The organism is Aquimarina sp. AU474 (genome assembly GCF_900312815.1).
Taxonomy (GTDB): Bacteria; Bacteroidota; Bacteroidia; order Flavobacteriales; family Flavobacteriaceae; genus Aquimarina.
The window spans coordinates 59,815-75,508 of the sequence record NZ_OMPE01000006.1 but is presented as its reverse complement, the minus strand read 5'-3'; the positions used below and the strand labels follow the sequence as shown (position 1 = coordinate 75,508).

The following is a 15,694-nucleotide window of genomic DNA, read 5'->3' as shown; positions in this document are numbered from 1 at the left end:
AATTGAAATTATTTAAAAAAATACAATGTAGGTTATTTTGGGCACGCATCAACTAGCCGCGTTTAGAAATTTCATCCCTTATTCTTGCTGCCAGTTCATAATCTTCATTATTAACTGCTTGATCTAGCATTTTATTAAGTTCCTCAAGAGATAAATCTTTATAACTAGTTTCTTTACCAACCATCTCAACATCATCAGAAACTAACTCATCAACCAATAAGCTCTCTGGATCATTTTCATCATCCTTTTTAGGGTTTACCTTAAGATAAATTCCTGCTTGATCTAAAATGTTCTTATATGTAAATATGGGTGCCTGAAAACGAAGAGCTAATGCAATTGCATCACTGGTCCTTGCATCTATAATTTCTTCAATCTTATCTCTCTCACAGATAATACTGGAATAAAACACACCATCTACCAACTTATGGATGATGACTTGCTTTACAATCACATCAAATCGATCGGCAAAATTTTTAAAAAGATCATGTGTTAAAGGACGAGGAGGTTTGATCTCTTTTTCTAGAGCTATTGCTATAGATTGTGCCTCAAAAGCACCAATTACTATTGGTAACTTTCTTTCTCCATCCATCTCACTTAGAATTAATGCATATGCCCCATTTTGGGTTTGGCTATATGATATTCCTTTTATGTTCAGTCGAACTAAACTCATAACATTTTCAATAAAAAAAGGCTGTTTGAACAAATGGACTTTTACCTAGGTTCAAACAGCCCTTAATTGGGCACAATTTATGAAAATTATGCGTTATTCGCCTTAAATTCCTTTAATTTTTCAATAAGTTTTGGCACTACTTCAAAAGCATCTCCAACAATTCCGTAGTCTGCTGCTTTAAAGAAAGGCGCCTCAGGGTCGTTATTTATAACGACCTTTACCTTACTGGCATTAATCCCTGCGAGGTGCTGAATTGCACCAGAAACTCCAATAGCAATATACAAATTAGATGCTACTGGTTTTCCTGTTTGTCCTACGTGTTCGCTATGTGGTCTCCACCCCATATCACTTACTGGTTTAGAGCAAGCTGTAGCTGCACCAAGAACTTCTGCAAGTCCTTCTATCATACCCCAATGCTCTGGTCCTTTTAGACCACGTCCACCTGACACAACAATATCTGCATCGGCAATAGATACTTTATCTGTAGCCTTATCTACTGCAGTGATATTTACTCCAAAATCAGCATCAGACAAAGAAGGAGCAAAAGCTTCGGCAGAAGCGGCTCCAGAACTTTCTTTGAGTCCAAATGCATTATTTGACAATCCAATCACTTTAACATCAGTAGACATTTCTGTAATATTAAAAGCTTTATTTGTAAAAGCAGTTCGCTTCACTGTAAAAGGAGAAGTACTTTCTGGTAATCCTACCACATTTGAAGTGTATCCTGCATTTAGATTTACAGATAATAATGGTGCAATAAACTTACTATCTGCTGTAGAACTTACAACAACTACTTTTGCCCCTTCTTTTTCTGCAGCTTGCTTAACTACATCTGCATATGCCCTGGCATTAAACCCAGACAATTTATCATCACTAACTTCTAACACTTTATCTACACCATAAGCACCTAGTTCACTGCTCGCTCCTCCATTTATACTAACAGCTGTAACTGTTGTCCCTAACATGTTAGCCACCTCTTTTGCATAAGATGCCACTTCAAAAGCCGCTTTTTTAAACTTTCCTCCTTCGCTTTCTGTATATACTAAAACTGACATATTTTTTCTTTTAAATAGCTTTTGCTTCGTTATGTAATAAATCTATAAGTTCCTGAACATTATCAGGAGACACCAATTTCACATCTCCTTTTGGAGCTGGTTTTTGAAATTGAACCGCCTTAGTTTCCTGACCTGCATCAACAGGGTCAACTACTGTAAGTGGCTTTTTACGAGCCATCATAATACCTCTCATATTTGGGATACGAAGATCACTCTCCTCTACTAAACCTTTTTGACCACCTACAACCAACGGTAATGTAGTCGTCGAAGTTTCTTTACCTCCATCAATTTCGCGAATAGCAGTAGCTGTATTACCATCAACCTCTAATCCGATACAAGTATTTACAAAGTTTGCTCCAGTTAAAGCTGCGAGCATTCCAGGAACCATTCCTCCATTATAATCAATAGATTCTCTACCTCCTATAACCAAATCATAACCTCCATCTTGAACAACTTTAGCTAATTGTTTGGCAACATAAAAACCATCTGTAGCTTCAGCATTAACTCTAATAGCATTATCTGCTCCTATGGCAAGTGCTTTACGTAAGGTAGGTTCTGTTTCCGGACCACCAACATTTACCACATCAACAGATGCTCCTTGTTTTTCTTTAAACCACATTGCGCGAGTTAATCCAAATTCGTCATTAGGGTTAATTACAAATTGAACCCCATTAGTGTCAAATTTAGTATCACCATCCGTAAAATTAATTTTGGAAGTTGTGTCGGGCACATGGCTAATACATACTAATATCTTCATTTTATATAGGTATTTTTTGAGAATTTAATAATAAAGGCGAAGGTACAAATAAAATGTCTAATTTACTATGCGTGCATAATAAATTTTTCAATATTCAAGAGTAATCAAAGGGTTTTAATTGCTACTTTTGCCTTTCGTATAGCACAAAAATAACATTTATATTAATGAAAACGATACAATTCAGAGAAGCAATTTGCGAGGCCATGAGCGAAGAAATGCGCCGAGACGATTCTATTTACTTAATGGGTGAAGAAGTAGCAGAGTATAACGGAGCCTATAAAGCTAGTAAAGGTATGCTAGATGAATTTGGCTCTGATAGAGTCCTAGACACCCCTATCTCGGAGCTAGGTTTCTCAGGAATTGGCGTAGGGAGTGCTATGAATGGCAATCGACCGATTATCGAGTTCATGACTTTTAACTTCTCTTTGGTAGGTATTGATCAAATCATAAATAATGCTGCCAAAATGCGTCAAATGAGTGGTGGTCAGTTCAATATTCCGATCGTTTTCAGAGGACCTACAGCCTCAGCTGGACAATTAGGAGCTACTCATTCTCAAGCTTTTGAAAATTGGTTCGCTAATACCCCTGGATTAAAAGTGGTTATTCCTTCTAATCCAAAAGATGCCAAAGGATTATTAAAATCTGCCATTAGAGATAATGATCCTGTTATTTTTATGGAAAGCGAGCAAATGTATGGTGATAAAGGTGAAGTTCCTGAAGGAGAATACACGATACCTCTAGGTGTTGCCGAAACAAAAAGAGAAGGTAATGATGTAACTATCGTTTCTTTCGGAAAAATTATTAAAGAAGCTTATAAAGCAGCCGATGAGCTTGCTAAAGAAAATATATCCTGTGAAATTATAGATCTGAGAACAGTTCGTCCTTTAGATCTAGAAGCTATATTCACTTCGGTTAAAAAAACAAATTGCTTAGTTATACTAGAAGAAGCTTGGCCTCTAGCCAATATAGCTTCTGAAATTACATATCAGGTTCAATCTAACATTTTTGACTATCTAGATGCACCCATCGTAAAGATTAATACAGCAGATACTCCCACTCCATATTCTCCTGTATTACTCGAAGAATGGTTACCAAATAGTAAAGATGTTGTTAAAGCTGTAAAAAAAGTAATGTATAAATAAAATAAACCCTTTATTTTGCGTTTCATCAATTTCAGGAATCTTAAAGTTGGCCTGAAAATTGAGGTGATCCACTAACACTATCACAAGTATTAATTTTAATAGCTTTAGATGAGAGATTTGATTTTAGGGGGAATTCTAACATTATTTAGTTGTACTTTTCTTCTTTCGCAAACCAAAGTTGGTGGTCAGGTTTATGACAGCAACAAACAACCAATACCTTTTGCAAATATAGTTTTCGTAAATTCTACTATTGGAACCATAACCGATGAGAATGGTAGGTTTTATATGGAGTCTGACGATACTCATTCCAGCATTAAAATTTCATTTATTGGGTTCGAAACCAAAACCATAAAGCTTACAAAGAGTGTTACATACAAAATGGAGATCACTTTGGAAGAAGAAGCTGCGTCATTAGACGAAGTGGTAATCTACAAAGGTAAAACTTCTAAAAAGAACAATCCTGCCATAGATATCCTAAAGAAAATATGGGATAATCGAAGAGAAAATGGAGTCAAAAAATTCAAACAATATACGTATGACAAGTATGAAAAGTTAGAATTTGACCTAAATACTATAGATAGTTCCTTGATCAATAGTAGGATTTTTAATGGTATGGAATTCATTTTTAATGATGTTGACACCTCAAGAATAACAGGAAAAACATATTTACCTATTTTCCTTAATGAAGCCATTTCAAAAGTCTATGGTGACAATGTGCTTAATGAAGCTAAGGAGGTTTTAACCGGAAACAAAAATGCTGGTTTTAGTGACAATCAAACACTTATTGCTTTTGTAAAAGACCTGTACTCGGATTATGATGTATACGACAACTACCTAAAGTTTTTTGACAAAAGTTTTACTAGTCCCTTATCTCGAACAGGAGTTGGCGTATATAATTATGTGCTATCAGATAGTGCTTACATAGGCAATAAATGGTGCTACAATATTATTTATTACCCACGAAGAAAAAATGAACTCACTTTTAAAGGTGATTTCTGGGTAAATGATACCACATGGGCTATTAAAGAAATTAATCTTGAAATTACCAAAAGTGCTAATATAAACTGGGTAAAAGATTTATATATCGAGCAAGAATTTGACGTACTTAACGATTCGATATTTTTAATTACGAAAGATTACTTTCAGTCCGATTTTGCCTTTAGTAAAAAGGAAAAATCTCGTGGTGTTTACGGAAAAAGAACAACATTATTTGACAACTACAAATTTGATCAAAAAAAGGACAGGAAATTCTACCAAAGCCAAGTAGATCCATATGATCAAGACATATATAATCGTGAAGATTCTTTCTGGAAAAATGCCAGAATGGAAGAGCTTAATAAAGACGAGCAAAAAGTATATAAGCTTTTAGATACTTTACGAACCGTAAAAGCTTTTAAAAGACTCTATAATATAGGAACCATCTTAGCCACAGGGTATGTAGAGTTTGATGGTTTCGATTTTGGTCCTTTATTCTCTACGGTTGGTTTTAATGATATCGAAGGTTGGAGATTAAGAGCAGGGGGACGAACTTACTTTACAGCTAACGATCGATGGAGAATCGAAGGGTATGGGGCTTACGGGTTTAAAGATAAAAAATTTAAATACGGGGTATCTGGTAAATACCTAGTAGACAGGAAATCAAGATTAATTGTATCTGCAGGAAACCGAAGAGATGTTGAACAATTAGGAGCTAGTTTAACCAATACAAATGATGTAGAAGGAAGAAGTTTGGCCTCTTCCTCAATTATAGCAACCGGAGATAATGACAGGTTAACTTCAATTAATTTGTCTGCTTTTTCTATGCAATTAGAACCTAAGAAAAATTTTACCGTTGGTGTTACTGGGTCATACAGAACTCTTAAACCAGCAGACAGGTCTCTGTTTAGTCTTGATTTTATAGACTCAGAAACTAATGCGCTCGAATCAGAAATCAAACAAACAGAAATCGCTACTTCTTTGGCATATTTTCCTGGAAGAAAAACTACTGGGTATGGTGTCGATCGAGTAACCGTAAATGAAGGCGATTTTGCTACCTTATTTCTTAATTATGGCGTTGGTATCAAAGGGCTTATCGAAAGTGATTTTGACTATCAAAAAATTCAATTCTTATACCAACAACCTTGGAATATTGGTGGTTTTGGGCGATTAAACAGTACACTGGAACTAGGGAAAACTTTTGGAGATGTACCTTTAGGTTTACTGAGTGTAATACCCGGTAATCAAACGTATTTATCCATATACAACACATTTCCTTTACTTAATTTTTATGAGTTTGTAACTGATACTTATGCTACTTTGCATCTAGAACATAACTTTAATGGAAGAATCTTCTCGAGAATTCCATTATTAAGAAAACTCAACCTTAGAGAACTAGTGGGTATTCGTGGTGCTTGGGGACAATTATCCGATGAAAACATTTTACTTAGTGCACCTTCTAACGAAATTTTGATTGCCCCTGAAGATGAAGTGTATTGGGAATACAGTCTTGGTGTAGGTAATATTTTTAAAATTTTTAGAATAGATTTTCACTTCAGAGGGAACTATTTTGACAATCCTGATGCACGTAAGTTTGGAGTTACAGGGTCATTCGGGTTTTATTTCTAACCCTTTACTTCGACAAATTTCAAAATTAAATTGCATTAATTTTAATGGTATTGGTATCCTGAAAACGTTATAGTTTAACATTACATTAAAATTTAAATAATAAATTGATATTTATTAGCAATAAATTTTAACTAACCCCTTGTAATACCTATCTTTGCCGCCCATAAAAAGAAAACAAAAATTATGAGCGCAGCTAATCGCGAAAGCTTTGATGTACTTATCGAAATTCCAAAAGGGAGTCGAAATAAATACGAATACGATTTTGATATCAAAAAAATACGCTATGATCGCATGATATTTTCATCTATGATGTATCCTGCAGATTATGGTTTTATACCAGAAACTCTTGCACTAGACGGAGATCCTCTAGATGTTTTAGTATTAGTAACAGAACCTACTTTTCCTGGATGTGTCATAGAAGTTAAACCTATTGGTGTGTTTCACATGACCGACGAAAAAGGACCGGACGAAAAAATTATCTGCGTACCGGTTGCCGATCCAATTGCTAGTAAGCTTGCAGATTTAAAAGAAATGAATCCTCATTTGATAAAAGAGATTGAACACTTTTTTCAAGTTTATAAAGATCTTGAAGAGAAAAAAGTTGATGTTGGCGGATGGGGTAATATTGATGAAGCAAAGGATATTATCAAAGCCTGTGTAAAACGTTTTGAGGATATAGAAGATAAACCTAAAGGATTGTTTAGCATCTCTTAAACTTTATTTCAAAAAAATTTAAAAAGCTCAATATTTTATTATAAATATTGAGCTTTTTGTATTTAGGGTATTTTTACTACTTTTAGCGACTAATTAACTTAAAATATATTTAATGGAATCAAATATGATTTATATGCCAATCGCTTTGGCATTACTAGGGCTAATTTATATGCTCATTAAAAAATCTTGGGTAATGAAACAAGATGCCGGTGACGGTAAAATGAAGGAAATTTCAGATCATATTTATGAAGGTGCCTTAGCTTTCTTAAATGCGGAGTATAAATTACTTGCCATATTTGTTGTAATCGTTAGCATCTTATTATTTATTGTTTCTATAGTAGTAGACACTACTCATTGGTTAATTGTAATAGCCTTTATTTTTGGAGCCGTATTTTCTGCATTTGCAGGAAACATAGGAATGAAAATTGCTACCAAAACAAATGTTAGAACTACACAAGCCGCTCGAACTAGTTTACCTAATGCACTAAAAATATCTTTTGGTGGTGGTACAGTAATGGGGCTTGGAGTAGCTGGATTAGCCGTACTAGGGCTTACCGCATTCTTCATTATATTTTATAATGTTTTTATGGGAGGAGAATGGGTTTCTACAGATAAAATGACAATAGTTTTAGAAACATTAGCTGGTTTCTCTTTAGGTGCAGAATCTATAGCCTTATTTGCTCGTGTTGGTGGAGGTATTTATACCAAGGCAGCAGATGTGGGTGCAGATCTTGTTGGTAAAGTTGAAGCTGGTATTCCTGAAGATGACCCTCGTAATCCTGCTACAATTGCAGATAATGTAGGAGATAACGTAGGAGATGTTGCTGGTATGGGGGCCGATTTATTTGGATCCTATGTTGCAACAGTATTAGCGGCCATGGTATTAGGTAACTATGTAATTAAAGATATGGGAGGTTCAATCTCGGATGCTTTTGGTGGTATTGGACCAATATTATTACCAATGGCTATAGCAGGTGTTGGTATTATCATCTCTGTTATAGGAACCATGTTGGTGAAAATTAAAAGTAATGAAGCCAAAGAAGCTCAGGTAATGGGAGCTCTTAATATAGGTAACTGGACTTCAATTATATTGGTTGCCGCTGGTTGTTTTGCTCTATGTACGTGGATGCTTCCAGAAACTATGAAAATGGAATTTTTCGGAGAAGGTCTTGTAGAGATTTCGGCTATGAGAGTTTTCTATGCTACACTAGTTGGTTTAACTGTTGGAGCAGTGATCTCTTCTGTTACCGAATACTATACAGGATTGGGTAAATCACCTATTCTTAAAATTGTTCAGCAATCAAGCACAGGTGCAGGAACCAATATTATAGCTGGTTTGGCAACTGGTATGATTTCTACTTTCCCGTCTGTCCTATTATTTGCTGGTGCAATTTGGGCATCTTATGCCTTTGCTGGGTTTTATGGTGTTGCTTTAGCAGCTTCTGCAATGATGGCGACTACAGCAATGCAATTAGCTATTGATGCTTTTGGCCCTATTTCAGACAATGCCGGTGGTATTGCAGAAATGAGTGAACAAGAACCAATCGTTAGAGAACGTACAGATATTCTCGATTCTGTTGGAAACACCACAGCAGCAACGGGTAAAGGGTTTGCTATCGCTTCGGCAGCACTTACTTCTTTAGCATTATTTGCGGCATACGTTACTTTTACCGGAATTGATGGGATTAATATTTTTAAAGCACCAGTATTAGCTATGCTTTTTGTTGGTGGTATGGTACCTGTAGTGTTTTCGGCTTTAGCCATGAATGCAGTAGGTAAAGCAGCTATGGAGATGGTACAAGAAGTACGTCGTCAGTTTAGAGATATAGCAGGTATTATGGAAGGTACAGGAACACCAGAATATGACAAATGCGTTGCTATTTCTACAAAAGCTTCTTTAAAAGAAATGATGTTGCCAGGTTTACTAACTATTGGATTCCCAATGGTAATTGCATTTGTGCCATTATTATTTGGAATGGATAAGTTGGCAATTGCCGAAATGCTTGGAGGATATATGGCCGGAGTTACAGTAAGTGGTGTATTATGGGCTATCTTTCAAAATAATGCAGGTGGTGCATGGGATAACGCAAAAAAATCTTTTGAAGCTGGTGTAGAAATTAACGGAGAGATGACATACAAGGGTTCTGATGCTCATAAAGCTGCTGTAACAGGAGATACGGTAGGAGACCCATTTAAAGATACTTCTGGCCCATCTATGAACATTTTAATCAAACTAACTTGTTTAATCGGTTTAGTTATTGCCCCAATATTAGGAGGCCATACTGAAGAAACGGCTGTTGCAGATAACGATATTGAAATTGTTCAATCTAGGCAAGATACTTTAGAAAAAAGCAATGAACTTAAGAAAAATGAAGATTCGCAGTCAAAAATCGTAGCTACGAAGCTTCATTAAAATAAAAAAACACAAAATTATATCTTGACAACCTCGCTCCTTTGAGTGAGGTTGTTTATTTTTATATCAAAATCTACTTTTTTTACATGTTCAAAAAGAAAGCTTTACGGATCAACACCTATTTAGGTTATGGCACTCCTTATCTTTTTCGTGCCACCGGAAGAGCTCTTGAAGATGAAAACATAGATTTTGGTTTAAACCAAAATGTACTAAAAACGTTACGAAATATTTATCGTCAGTTTGAAAGTGACGAAATAAGAAATATATCTTTATTAATTAAACTCCCTAACGGTGAAATCGTTGAAACATCAACCGATGCCGAAGGCTATTACTATTTAGAAAAAGATATCCCAGAACTCTCTAGTTATCTTGATCAAGAAGGTTGGCTTACATATTCTGTCGCGTACAATGATAAAAAGATAAAAAAGAAAATAAACAACAATAACAATTTCACAAGTGAGATGCTCATCCCTTCCTCTGATGCAGAATATGGTATTATCAGTGATATTGACGACACCATTTTACACACAGGGGTAGCTTCTTTTTTTAAATGGCGGGTTATCGCTAATACTTTTTTTAAAAACTTTGACAAAAGATTAGCTATTGAAGGAACTGTGAAGTTTTATGAAAAACTACATAACGGAAAAAACAACAACCCAGTGAACCCTTTTTTTTATGTGAGCAATAGCCCTTGGAATTTGTATGATTATTTAAGTGCTTTTTTTAAAAAAAATAGTTTTCCCAAGGGGCCCATTTTGTTACGAGATTTCAGAACTCCTTTTGACAAAACTCCAAAACCCAAAATGCCTCATAAAAAATCTGAAATATTAAATCTTTTAAAAATGTATCCAAAAATGCAATTTGTATTAATTGGAGATAGTGGAGAAAAGGACGCCGATATTTATACTACCATAGCAAAACAATATCCAGATCGCATTTTGGCAATATATTTAAGAAGTGTAAATCATAAGCGAAAAGAAAAACGGATTCAAAAAATAATAGATTCCTTCAAAATAACACCTATCCTATTGGTACGCACTTCAGATGAAGCCATAGTACATGCAAAGAAATTAGGTATAATCAATTAACTTTTTAAATTTCGCACTTCAGAAGTTAATACAAGCATTGCTTCTTGAAGTTGTTTGAGACTAGCAGTATCAGAATTAGCATCAATATTAAAACTTAATTTGCTATTTATTTCCCATAACTCTACGATTTGATGTGTTTGAATATTGTAGGGTAAATATTCAGAATTTAATGATACCAATGTAATCACAGAAGCATCTTCATTTTTCTTTATCTTTTTTACCACAACACTATCTTCAAGAACAACAACACAGATTGAGTTATTACCAATTTCAGAAAGGTTATTAATTGCTTTCCCTATCACCCATTCCTTAGGTTCTAAGACAGGCATCATACTATCTCCTTCAACCTGAAAACCTCTATAAGTAGCATTTCTATACTCTGGTAAAGGGATGTCAAAAGCTGGTAATTGTTGGTACCAATCCACGTCCTGCACATTATGTGGATATCCTGCAGCCGCTTTAACGTTAACTAAAACAATATTCTCATTATTTTGAGAATCTACAGTGATAACTTTAGGAGAAACATCACCCAGATGCAGTTGAATCTTTTTTTGATTACTTTCTCCAAATAACCATAGTGGATTGATGTTAAATTCTTGCAGTAATCTGGCTACAACTTTTCCGGATATTTTTGTTTTACCGCGCTCGATATCTGCTGTTGAGTTTCTAATCTGAAGAACATTAGCAAAATCGGATTGGGTATAATGGTTCTCTTCGCGAATTTGTTTAAACCGCTTAATTGTTTGGTCAGTTAAATTATCCATAAAATCAGGATTTTAATTATTATATCATATATGTACCTTTTAAATCTGGGATAACCAGTAACAAAGATACAAGATTTTGGAATATTTCCAATTTTAACATAATTTAATTTTAATTTATATGGAATTTTTCCATAAATTTGGAAAAATTACAACTAAATACACCAATTATGTCCGCACATGTTATTCCTCTCTATCAAAAAGTGCCAGAAAAAGTAATTCGGCATTCTTTAAACAACACTATTAAAGTTATTGATGATCTTGAAATAAAACTTAATGAAAAAGGGTATCATTTTCTAAGAAATCAAACTATTGGTCGTTACCATTTTAACTTTTATTGTCCTCAACTAAAAATAGCAATAGAGATAGATGGTTATGCACACGAGTTTCTTGAAATCTATAATCAGGATGCTCCAAAAAAATTATGTATTTCATCTTTGGGTATAACAGTGTTTCGATTTACCGATCATCAAATTTTGGTTGATATTGATGAAGTACTTAGAGCACTTAAAAACCAGATAAAATCTGCATCTACCGTATATGTCGTTTGATCGAATTAGAGAGAAACTCTCAATTCTTGCAGATGCAGCAAAATACGATGTTTCTTGTGCGAGTAGTGGTGGTAAACGAGCAAATACTCAAAAAGGGCTAGGCAACAACACTGGTATGGGCATTTGTCATACCTATACTGAAGATGGACGTTGTGTTTCTCTCTTAAAAATATTACTCACCAATCATTGTATATATGATTGTGCATATTGCGTTACTAGGAAAAGTAATGATATTAAACGCGCTGCTTTCAAAATCCAGGAAGTAGTTGATCTTACCATAAATTTTTATAGAAGAAATTATATAGAAGGATTGTTTCTAAGTTCAGGTATTTTCAAAAACTCAGATTACACCATGGAAAGGTTGATAACTGTAGCCAAAAAACTGCGTTTAGAAGAAAATTTTAATGGTTACATACACCTTAAATCTATTCCAGGAGCAAGTGATGAATTGATGAGGCAGGCTGGATTATATGCAGATCGATTAAGTGTAAATATAGAAATCCCCACAGTTTCAGGACTCAAGTTGTTAGCTCCAGATAAAAAACATGAAGATTTCATAAAACCTATGCAAAAGGTAAAAAATGAAATTATTCAGTACAAAACCGAAAAAAAAATTATTAAATCAACACCTCGTTATGCCCCAGCTGGTCAAAGCACACAAATGATCATTGGCGCCACAGGAGAAAGTGATAAAGATATTATGTATTCTGCCACATATTATTACAAAAAATTCAATATGCGTAGAGTATATTATTCTGGTTACATACCGGTTATGCCAGATAACCGCTTACCATCCATAGGAACTGAGGTGCCTACTCTAAGAGAAAACAGATTGTATCAAACGGATTGGTTAATTAGGTTTTATGGGTTTTCTATCGCCGAAATACTTAATACTACGCATAAAAATTTAGATTTGGATATAGACCCAAAGTTGAGTTGGGCATTGCGTAATTTACAACTCTTCCCGATTGATATTAACACCGCGGATAAAAGAACGTTGGCGCGTGTACCTGGAATTGGTATGGCATCAGTTTCAAAAATAGTACAGGCAAGAAAATTTAGACGTTTAGATTGGTCGCATCTTAAAGCAATTGGTATCGCCACAAACAGAGCCCAATATTTTATTACATGCAACTCTAAAGACTTTTACTCTAAAGATCTGACCCCAATAATGTTAAAAAATAAAATATTAAAAAGTACGAAAAGTAAATACTCTAATTATTTTAATCAACAACTTAGTTTATTTTCATAAAAGCAAAGAGAATGAATCCACAAACCATATTAGTCTACGATGGAAGTTTTGATGGGTTCTTATCTTGCATTTTTATTGTATATGATCAAAAAATAAAAAACCCAATAATTAGAAAAGCATCGCAAACTAATAATCAAATGTTTATGATTGTTGAGCACATTGTAACTGAAGAACATAAAGCACATCGAGTATGGAAAGGTTTTAAAGAAAAAACAAATGCTACACAACAACGGGATTTTTTCAAAGTTTTTTTGAGTGAAATTAAAGGAGTTGAGAATACATTATTGAATTATATGAGGCATGTTTTTGAAAAAACACATGCCCCAAGTACCGATTTTAGCAATAAAAATATTTTGAAAATTACTCAAGTTGCTAAAATGGTTCAACGTGAAAAACATAGAATGGAAGCATTTGTTCGTTTCCAATTAACCAACGACAACGTATACGTAGCAACAGTTGCTCCAGATTTCAATGTATTACCATTAATTTCACATCACTTCAAAGATCGTTATGCCGATCAAAAATGGCTCATTTATGATACCACGAGAAAATATGGCCTATATTACAACCTTTCTTCTGTAGAAATCATAACTTTTGAGAATAGTAACACAATATCCTCTAAAAACATCGAAAAGCATTATAATGGTCAAGAAAGGGATTTCCAAAAACTTTGGAGCACCTATTATAGAAGCGTAAACATTACCTCCCGAAAAAATACGAAACTTCATTTACAGCATATCCCAAAACGATATTGGAAGTATCTTATTGAAAAAACTAACAATTCATAAGTCAAATAGATTTGACATGTTTTACACTTTCAATCTAGGAAGCTTTTTTAACTGTTAAAATAAAGTGTTACATTTGACGTTAAGTAACCAAATAACTATATCTATTTATTATGAAAAAAATTTTTCTAGGAGCTATGGCTCTAATGTTAGCAGTATCAGTAACATCATGTAGAGAAACAGCTAATAAGGCAGAAGAAGCTGCTAAAGATGCAGCTACAGAAGCAGTAGATGCTGCTGGTGAAGCTGCAGATGCTGCAAAAGACGCTGCTGGTGAAGCAGTAGACGCTGCAAAAGACGCTGCTGGTGATGCAGTAGACGCTGCAAAAGATGCTGCTGGTGATGCAGTAGATGCTGCAAAGGATGCTGCTGGTGATGCAGTAGACGCTGCAAAAGATGCCGCTGGTGAAGCTACAGACGCTGTAAAAGACGCTGCAAAAGAAGGTACTGATAAAGCTGCTAATGCCGCTAAAGACGCTCTAAAAAAGCAGTAATCAAAATTTAATGTAATTTTTTAAAGCCATCTCAAATATTTGAGATGGCTTTTATATTTTAATCCAACCATTTAACCTTGTTGGCTATACTCTCTCTTTTTGAATCTAGCTCAACTTCAGCATCATAATTCCCCATATAAAAGATACCCAAACAGCGTTCTCCTTCTTCAAATTCTAAAAAATCACCCATATATTCAATTAACTTAGGACTACTCCAATAAGAACCCACACCATATTCTGAACATGTTAACCACATGTTTTGGACTGCCATGGCGGTAGATGCTATTTCTTCCCATTCTGGTATTCGCTCTTCGAGATCTCTTTGCATGCATATCAAAATGATAACATTTGCAGATTTACAATTATTGATAATTTTTTTATGCTTAAAAGGAGAAAAACTGGCATCTGGCGTAATATCGGTATATGTATTCGATAAAAACGTGCCTAACCTATCCTTTGCTCCCCCTCGTAAAACTTTAAAACGCCATGGTTCTGTTAATCTGTGTGTTGGTGCCCAATTTGCATTTTCTAAAACTGTTTTTATTAACGCCTCAGATATAGGTGTATCATTATATTGCGGTGGAAAAACAGATCTCCTTTTTTTAATAATATCATTTATTTTCATCCTACAATTTCTTTTTTTGTAAAGTTATTATTATTCTTATGACTAATGATGCCTAATAGCTATTTAATGTACTATTAATGAATCCCAGAGTAAGACTACGTACATCAGAAAAACTGGATGACTTATCCTTATCCGGAGAACCGCTTACACACACTTTATCCAGCCTAAAATGGATAAATTCGGTTTTAGGGAACCACACACAATTATCTAATGCAGTAGTACAATATTGTAAAAAGAATAAGAATAAAAAACGAATTCATATAGTCGATTTAGGTTGCGGAGGAGGTGATTGCATTTTTTACATTTCCAAAAAACTTAAACAAAAAGATGTTGAAGTCTCTTTTACAGGAATAGATGGTAACCCCTCTAGTATATTGTTTGCTTCAGAAAAAATACCTCATTCGCAAAATATTAATTTTGTAGTTGCAGATATACTTGACAAAAATTTTAAAATCCCAGATTGCGATCTTCTAATAAGCAGTCATTTTATCTATCATTTTGACAATGAGGGTCTTGTTGATTTTTTAAAAAAAACGCAACGAAAAAAGATAAAACATATTATTTTTAGTGAACTGTATAGAAGCAGAATGGCTTATTATTTGTTTAAAAATATGAGCTATTTATTACCTATTTCTAATATGGCAAAAAAGGATGGTTTGACTGCTATCCAAAGAGCTTTTTCGATTAATGAATTGCGAGAAATCATAAAACAAAGTAGTAGCAAAAAATTTAAAATTAATAAAAAACCATTTTTCCGTATGGTCGCTAAAATAGAACCGTAAC

Annotated in this window: 15 protein-coding genes; 10 read left to right on the top strand and 5 right to left on the bottom strand. The window is 34.3% G+C overall.

Going from position 1 to position 15,694, the window contains the following annotated elements; genetic code table 11:
• Positions 1–52: 52 nt before the first annotated feature.
• The 3 genes from DK508_RS05030 to DK508_RS05020 all read right to left on the bottom strand — a co-directional run bounded on the left by DK508_RS05030 (position 53) and on the right by DK508_RS05020 (position 2,482).
• Positions 53–670, bottom strand: coding sequence for a bifunctional nuclease family protein (locus DK508_RS05030; RefSeq protein WP_109299656.1), 618 nt, complete (start codon positions 668–670; stop codon positions 53–55).
• 86 nt (positions 671–756) lie between these two features.
• Positions 757–1,725: an electron transfer flavoprotein subunit alpha/FixB family protein gene (locus DK508_RS05025; protein ID WP_109299655.1), complete on the bottom strand. Its 969-nt coding sequence runs from the start codon at positions 1,723–1,725 to the stop codon at positions 757–759.
• Positions 1,726–1,735: 10 nt separating this feature from the next.
• Positions 1,736–2,482, bottom strand: a complete 747-nt coding sequence (locus DK508_RS05020; protein WP_109299654.1) for an electron transfer flavoprotein subunit beta/FixA family protein — start codon at positions 2,480–2,482, stop codon at positions 1,736–1,738.
• Between the two features lie 164 nt (positions 2,483–2,646).
• Here DK508_RS05020 and DK508_RS05015 point away from each other — a divergent pair, with 164 nt between their 5' ends.
• From DK508_RS05015 to DK508_RS04995, 5 genes are all read left to right on the top strand, one after another.
• Entirely contained in the window at positions 2,647–3,624 is a 978-nt protein-coding gene (locus DK508_RS05015) for a pyruvate dehydrogenase complex E1 component subunit beta (RefSeq protein ID WP_109299653.1), read from the top strand.
• Between the two features lie 108 nt (positions 3,625–3,732).
• Positions 3,733–6,228 (top strand): DUF5686 and carboxypeptidase-like regulatory domain-containing protein, encoded by a 2,496-nt coding sequence (locus DK508_RS05010; RefSeq protein WP_109299652.1) that lies wholly within the window; start codon positions 3,733–3,735, stop codon positions 6,226–6,228.
• 183 nt (positions 6,229–6,411) lie between these two features.
• Positions 6,412–6,942, top strand: coding sequence for an inorganic diphosphatase (locus tag DK508_RS05005; protein ID WP_109299651.1), 531 nt, complete (start codon positions 6,412–6,414; stop codon positions 6,940–6,942).
• A gap of 112 nt (positions 6,943–7,054) precedes the next feature.
• Positions 7,055–9,355 carry a sodium-translocating pyrophosphatase gene (locus DK508_RS05000; RefSeq protein ID WP_109299650.1) on the top strand — a complete coding sequence of 767 codons (2,301 nt, stop codon included), beginning with the start codon at positions 7,055–7,057 and terminating at the stop codon, positions 9,353–9,355.
• A gap of 86 nt (positions 9,356–9,441) precedes the next feature.
• Positions 9,442–10,443 carry an App1 family protein gene (locus DK508_RS04995; RefSeq protein WP_109299649.1) on the top strand — a complete coding sequence of 334 codons (1,002 nt, stop codon included), beginning with the start codon at positions 9,442–9,444 and terminating at the stop codon, positions 10,441–10,443.
• Here DK508_RS04995 and DK508_RS04990 read toward each other — a convergent pair.
• Complete coding sequence (locus tag DK508_RS04990; protein WP_109299648.1) at positions 10,440–11,207, bottom strand: S24 family peptidase; 768 nt, start codon at positions 11,205–11,207, stop codon at positions 10,440–10,442. The two genes, DK508_RS04995 and DK508_RS04990, sit on opposite strands and share 4 nt — an antisense overlap.
• 167 nt (positions 11,208–11,374) lie before the next feature.
• On the opposite strand from DK508_RS04990, the gene DK508_RS04985 reads away from it, so the two are divergent.
• The 4 genes from DK508_RS04985 (at position 11,375) to DK508_RS04970 (ending at position 14,286) form a co-directional block, all read left to right on the top strand.
• A complete protein-coding gene (locus DK508_RS04985; protein ID WP_109299647.1) occupies positions 11,375–11,755 on the top strand; it encodes an endonuclease domain-containing protein in 381 nt (126 codons plus the stop codon).
• The gene (locus tag DK508_RS04980) at positions 11,745–13,007 is read left to right on the top strand and encodes a putative DNA modification/repair radical SAM protein (protein ID WP_109299646.1); all 1,263 of its coding nucleotides are present in this window, start codon (positions 11,745–11,747) and stop codon (positions 13,005–13,007) included. Before DK508_RS04985 ends, DK508_RS04980 begins: the two co-directional genes overlap by 11 nt.
• Before the next feature lie 11 nt (positions 13,008–13,018).
• Positions 13,019–13,795: a TIGR03915 family putative DNA repair protein gene (locus tag DK508_RS04975; RefSeq protein WP_109299645.1), complete on the top strand. Its 777-nt coding sequence runs from the start codon at positions 13,019–13,021 to the stop codon at positions 13,793–13,795.
• 110 nt (positions 13,796–13,905) lie between these two features.
• The gene (locus DK508_RS04970) at positions 13,906–14,286 is read left to right on the top strand and encodes a hypothetical protein (RefSeq protein ID WP_109299644.1); all 381 of its coding nucleotides are present in this window, start codon (positions 13,906–13,908) and stop codon (positions 14,284–14,286) included.
• A gap of 58 nt (positions 14,287–14,344) precedes the next feature.
• Here DK508_RS04970 and DK508_RS04965 read toward each other — a convergent pair whose 3' ends face one another.
• Positions 14,345–14,911 carry a nitroreductase gene (locus DK508_RS04965; protein ID WP_109299643.1) on the bottom strand — a complete coding sequence of 189 codons (567 nt, stop codon included), beginning with the start codon at positions 14,909–14,911 and terminating at the stop codon, positions 14,345–14,347.
• A gap of 77 nt (positions 14,912–14,988) precedes the next feature.
• Here DK508_RS04965 and DK508_RS04960 point away from each other — a divergent pair, with 77 nt between their 5' ends.
• Positions 14,989–15,693: a methyltransferase domain-containing protein gene (locus tag DK508_RS04960; protein WP_109299642.1), complete on the top strand. Its 705-nt coding sequence runs from the start codon at positions 14,989–14,991 to the stop codon at positions 15,691–15,693.
• Position 15,694 lies beyond the last annotated feature (1 nt).

Bases quoted from the DNA above. Each gene is read 5' to 3' on its own strand.
- DK508_RS05030 (WP_109299656.1), bottom strand. From the start codon at position 670: ATGAGTTTAGTTCGACTGAACATAAAAGGAATATCATATAGCCAAACC.
- DK508_RS05025 (WP_109299655.1), bottom strand. From the start codon at position 1,725: ATGTCAGTTTTAGTATATACAGAAAGCGAAGGAGGAAAGTTTAAAAAA.
- DK508_RS05020 (WP_109299654.1), bottom strand. From the start codon at position 2,482: ATGAAGATATTAGTATGTATTAGCCATGTGCCCGACACAACTTCCAAA.
- DK508_RS05015 (WP_109299653.1), top strand. From the start codon at position 2,647: ATGAAAACGATACAATTCAGAGAAGCAATTTGCGAGGCCATGAGCGAA.
- DK508_RS05010 (WP_109299652.1), top strand. From the start codon at position 3,733: ATGAGAGATTTGATTTTAGGGGGAATTCTAACATTATTTAGTTGTACT.
- DK508_RS05005 (WP_109299651.1), top strand. From the start codon at position 6,412: ATGAGCGCAGCTAATCGCGAAAGCTTTGATGTACTTATCGAAATTCCA.
- DK508_RS05000 (WP_109299650.1), top strand. From the start codon at position 7,055: ATGGAATCAAATATGATTTATATGCCAATCGCTTTGGCATTACTAGGG.
- DK508_RS04995 (WP_109299649.1), top strand. From the start codon at position 9,442: ATGTTCAAAAAGAAAGCTTTACGGATCAACACCTATTTAGGTTATGGC.
- DK508_RS04990 (WP_109299648.1), bottom strand. From the start codon at position 11,207: ATGGATAATTTAACTGACCAAACAATTAAGCGGTTTAAACAAATTCGC.
- DK508_RS04985 (WP_109299647.1), top strand. From the start codon at position 11,375: ATGTCCGCACATGTTATTCCTCTCTATCAAAAAGTGCCAGAAAAAGTA.
- DK508_RS04980 (WP_109299646.1), top strand. From the start codon at position 11,745: ATGTCGTTTGATCGAATTAGAGAGAAACTCTCAATTCTTGCAGATGCA.
- DK508_RS04975 (WP_109299645.1), top strand. From the start codon at position 13,019: ATGAATCCACAAACCATATTAGTCTACGATGGAAGTTTTGATGGGTTC.
- DK508_RS04970 (WP_109299644.1), top strand. From the start codon at position 13,906: ATGAAAAAAATTTTTCTAGGAGCTATGGCTCTAATGTTAGCAGTATCA.
- DK508_RS04965 (WP_109299643.1), bottom strand. From the start codon at position 14,911: ATGAAAATAAATGATATTATTAAAAAAAGGAGATCTGTTTTTCCACCG.
- DK508_RS04960 (WP_109299642.1), top strand. From the start codon at position 14,989: ATGAATCCCAGAGTAAGACTACGTACATCAGAAAAACTGGATGACTTA.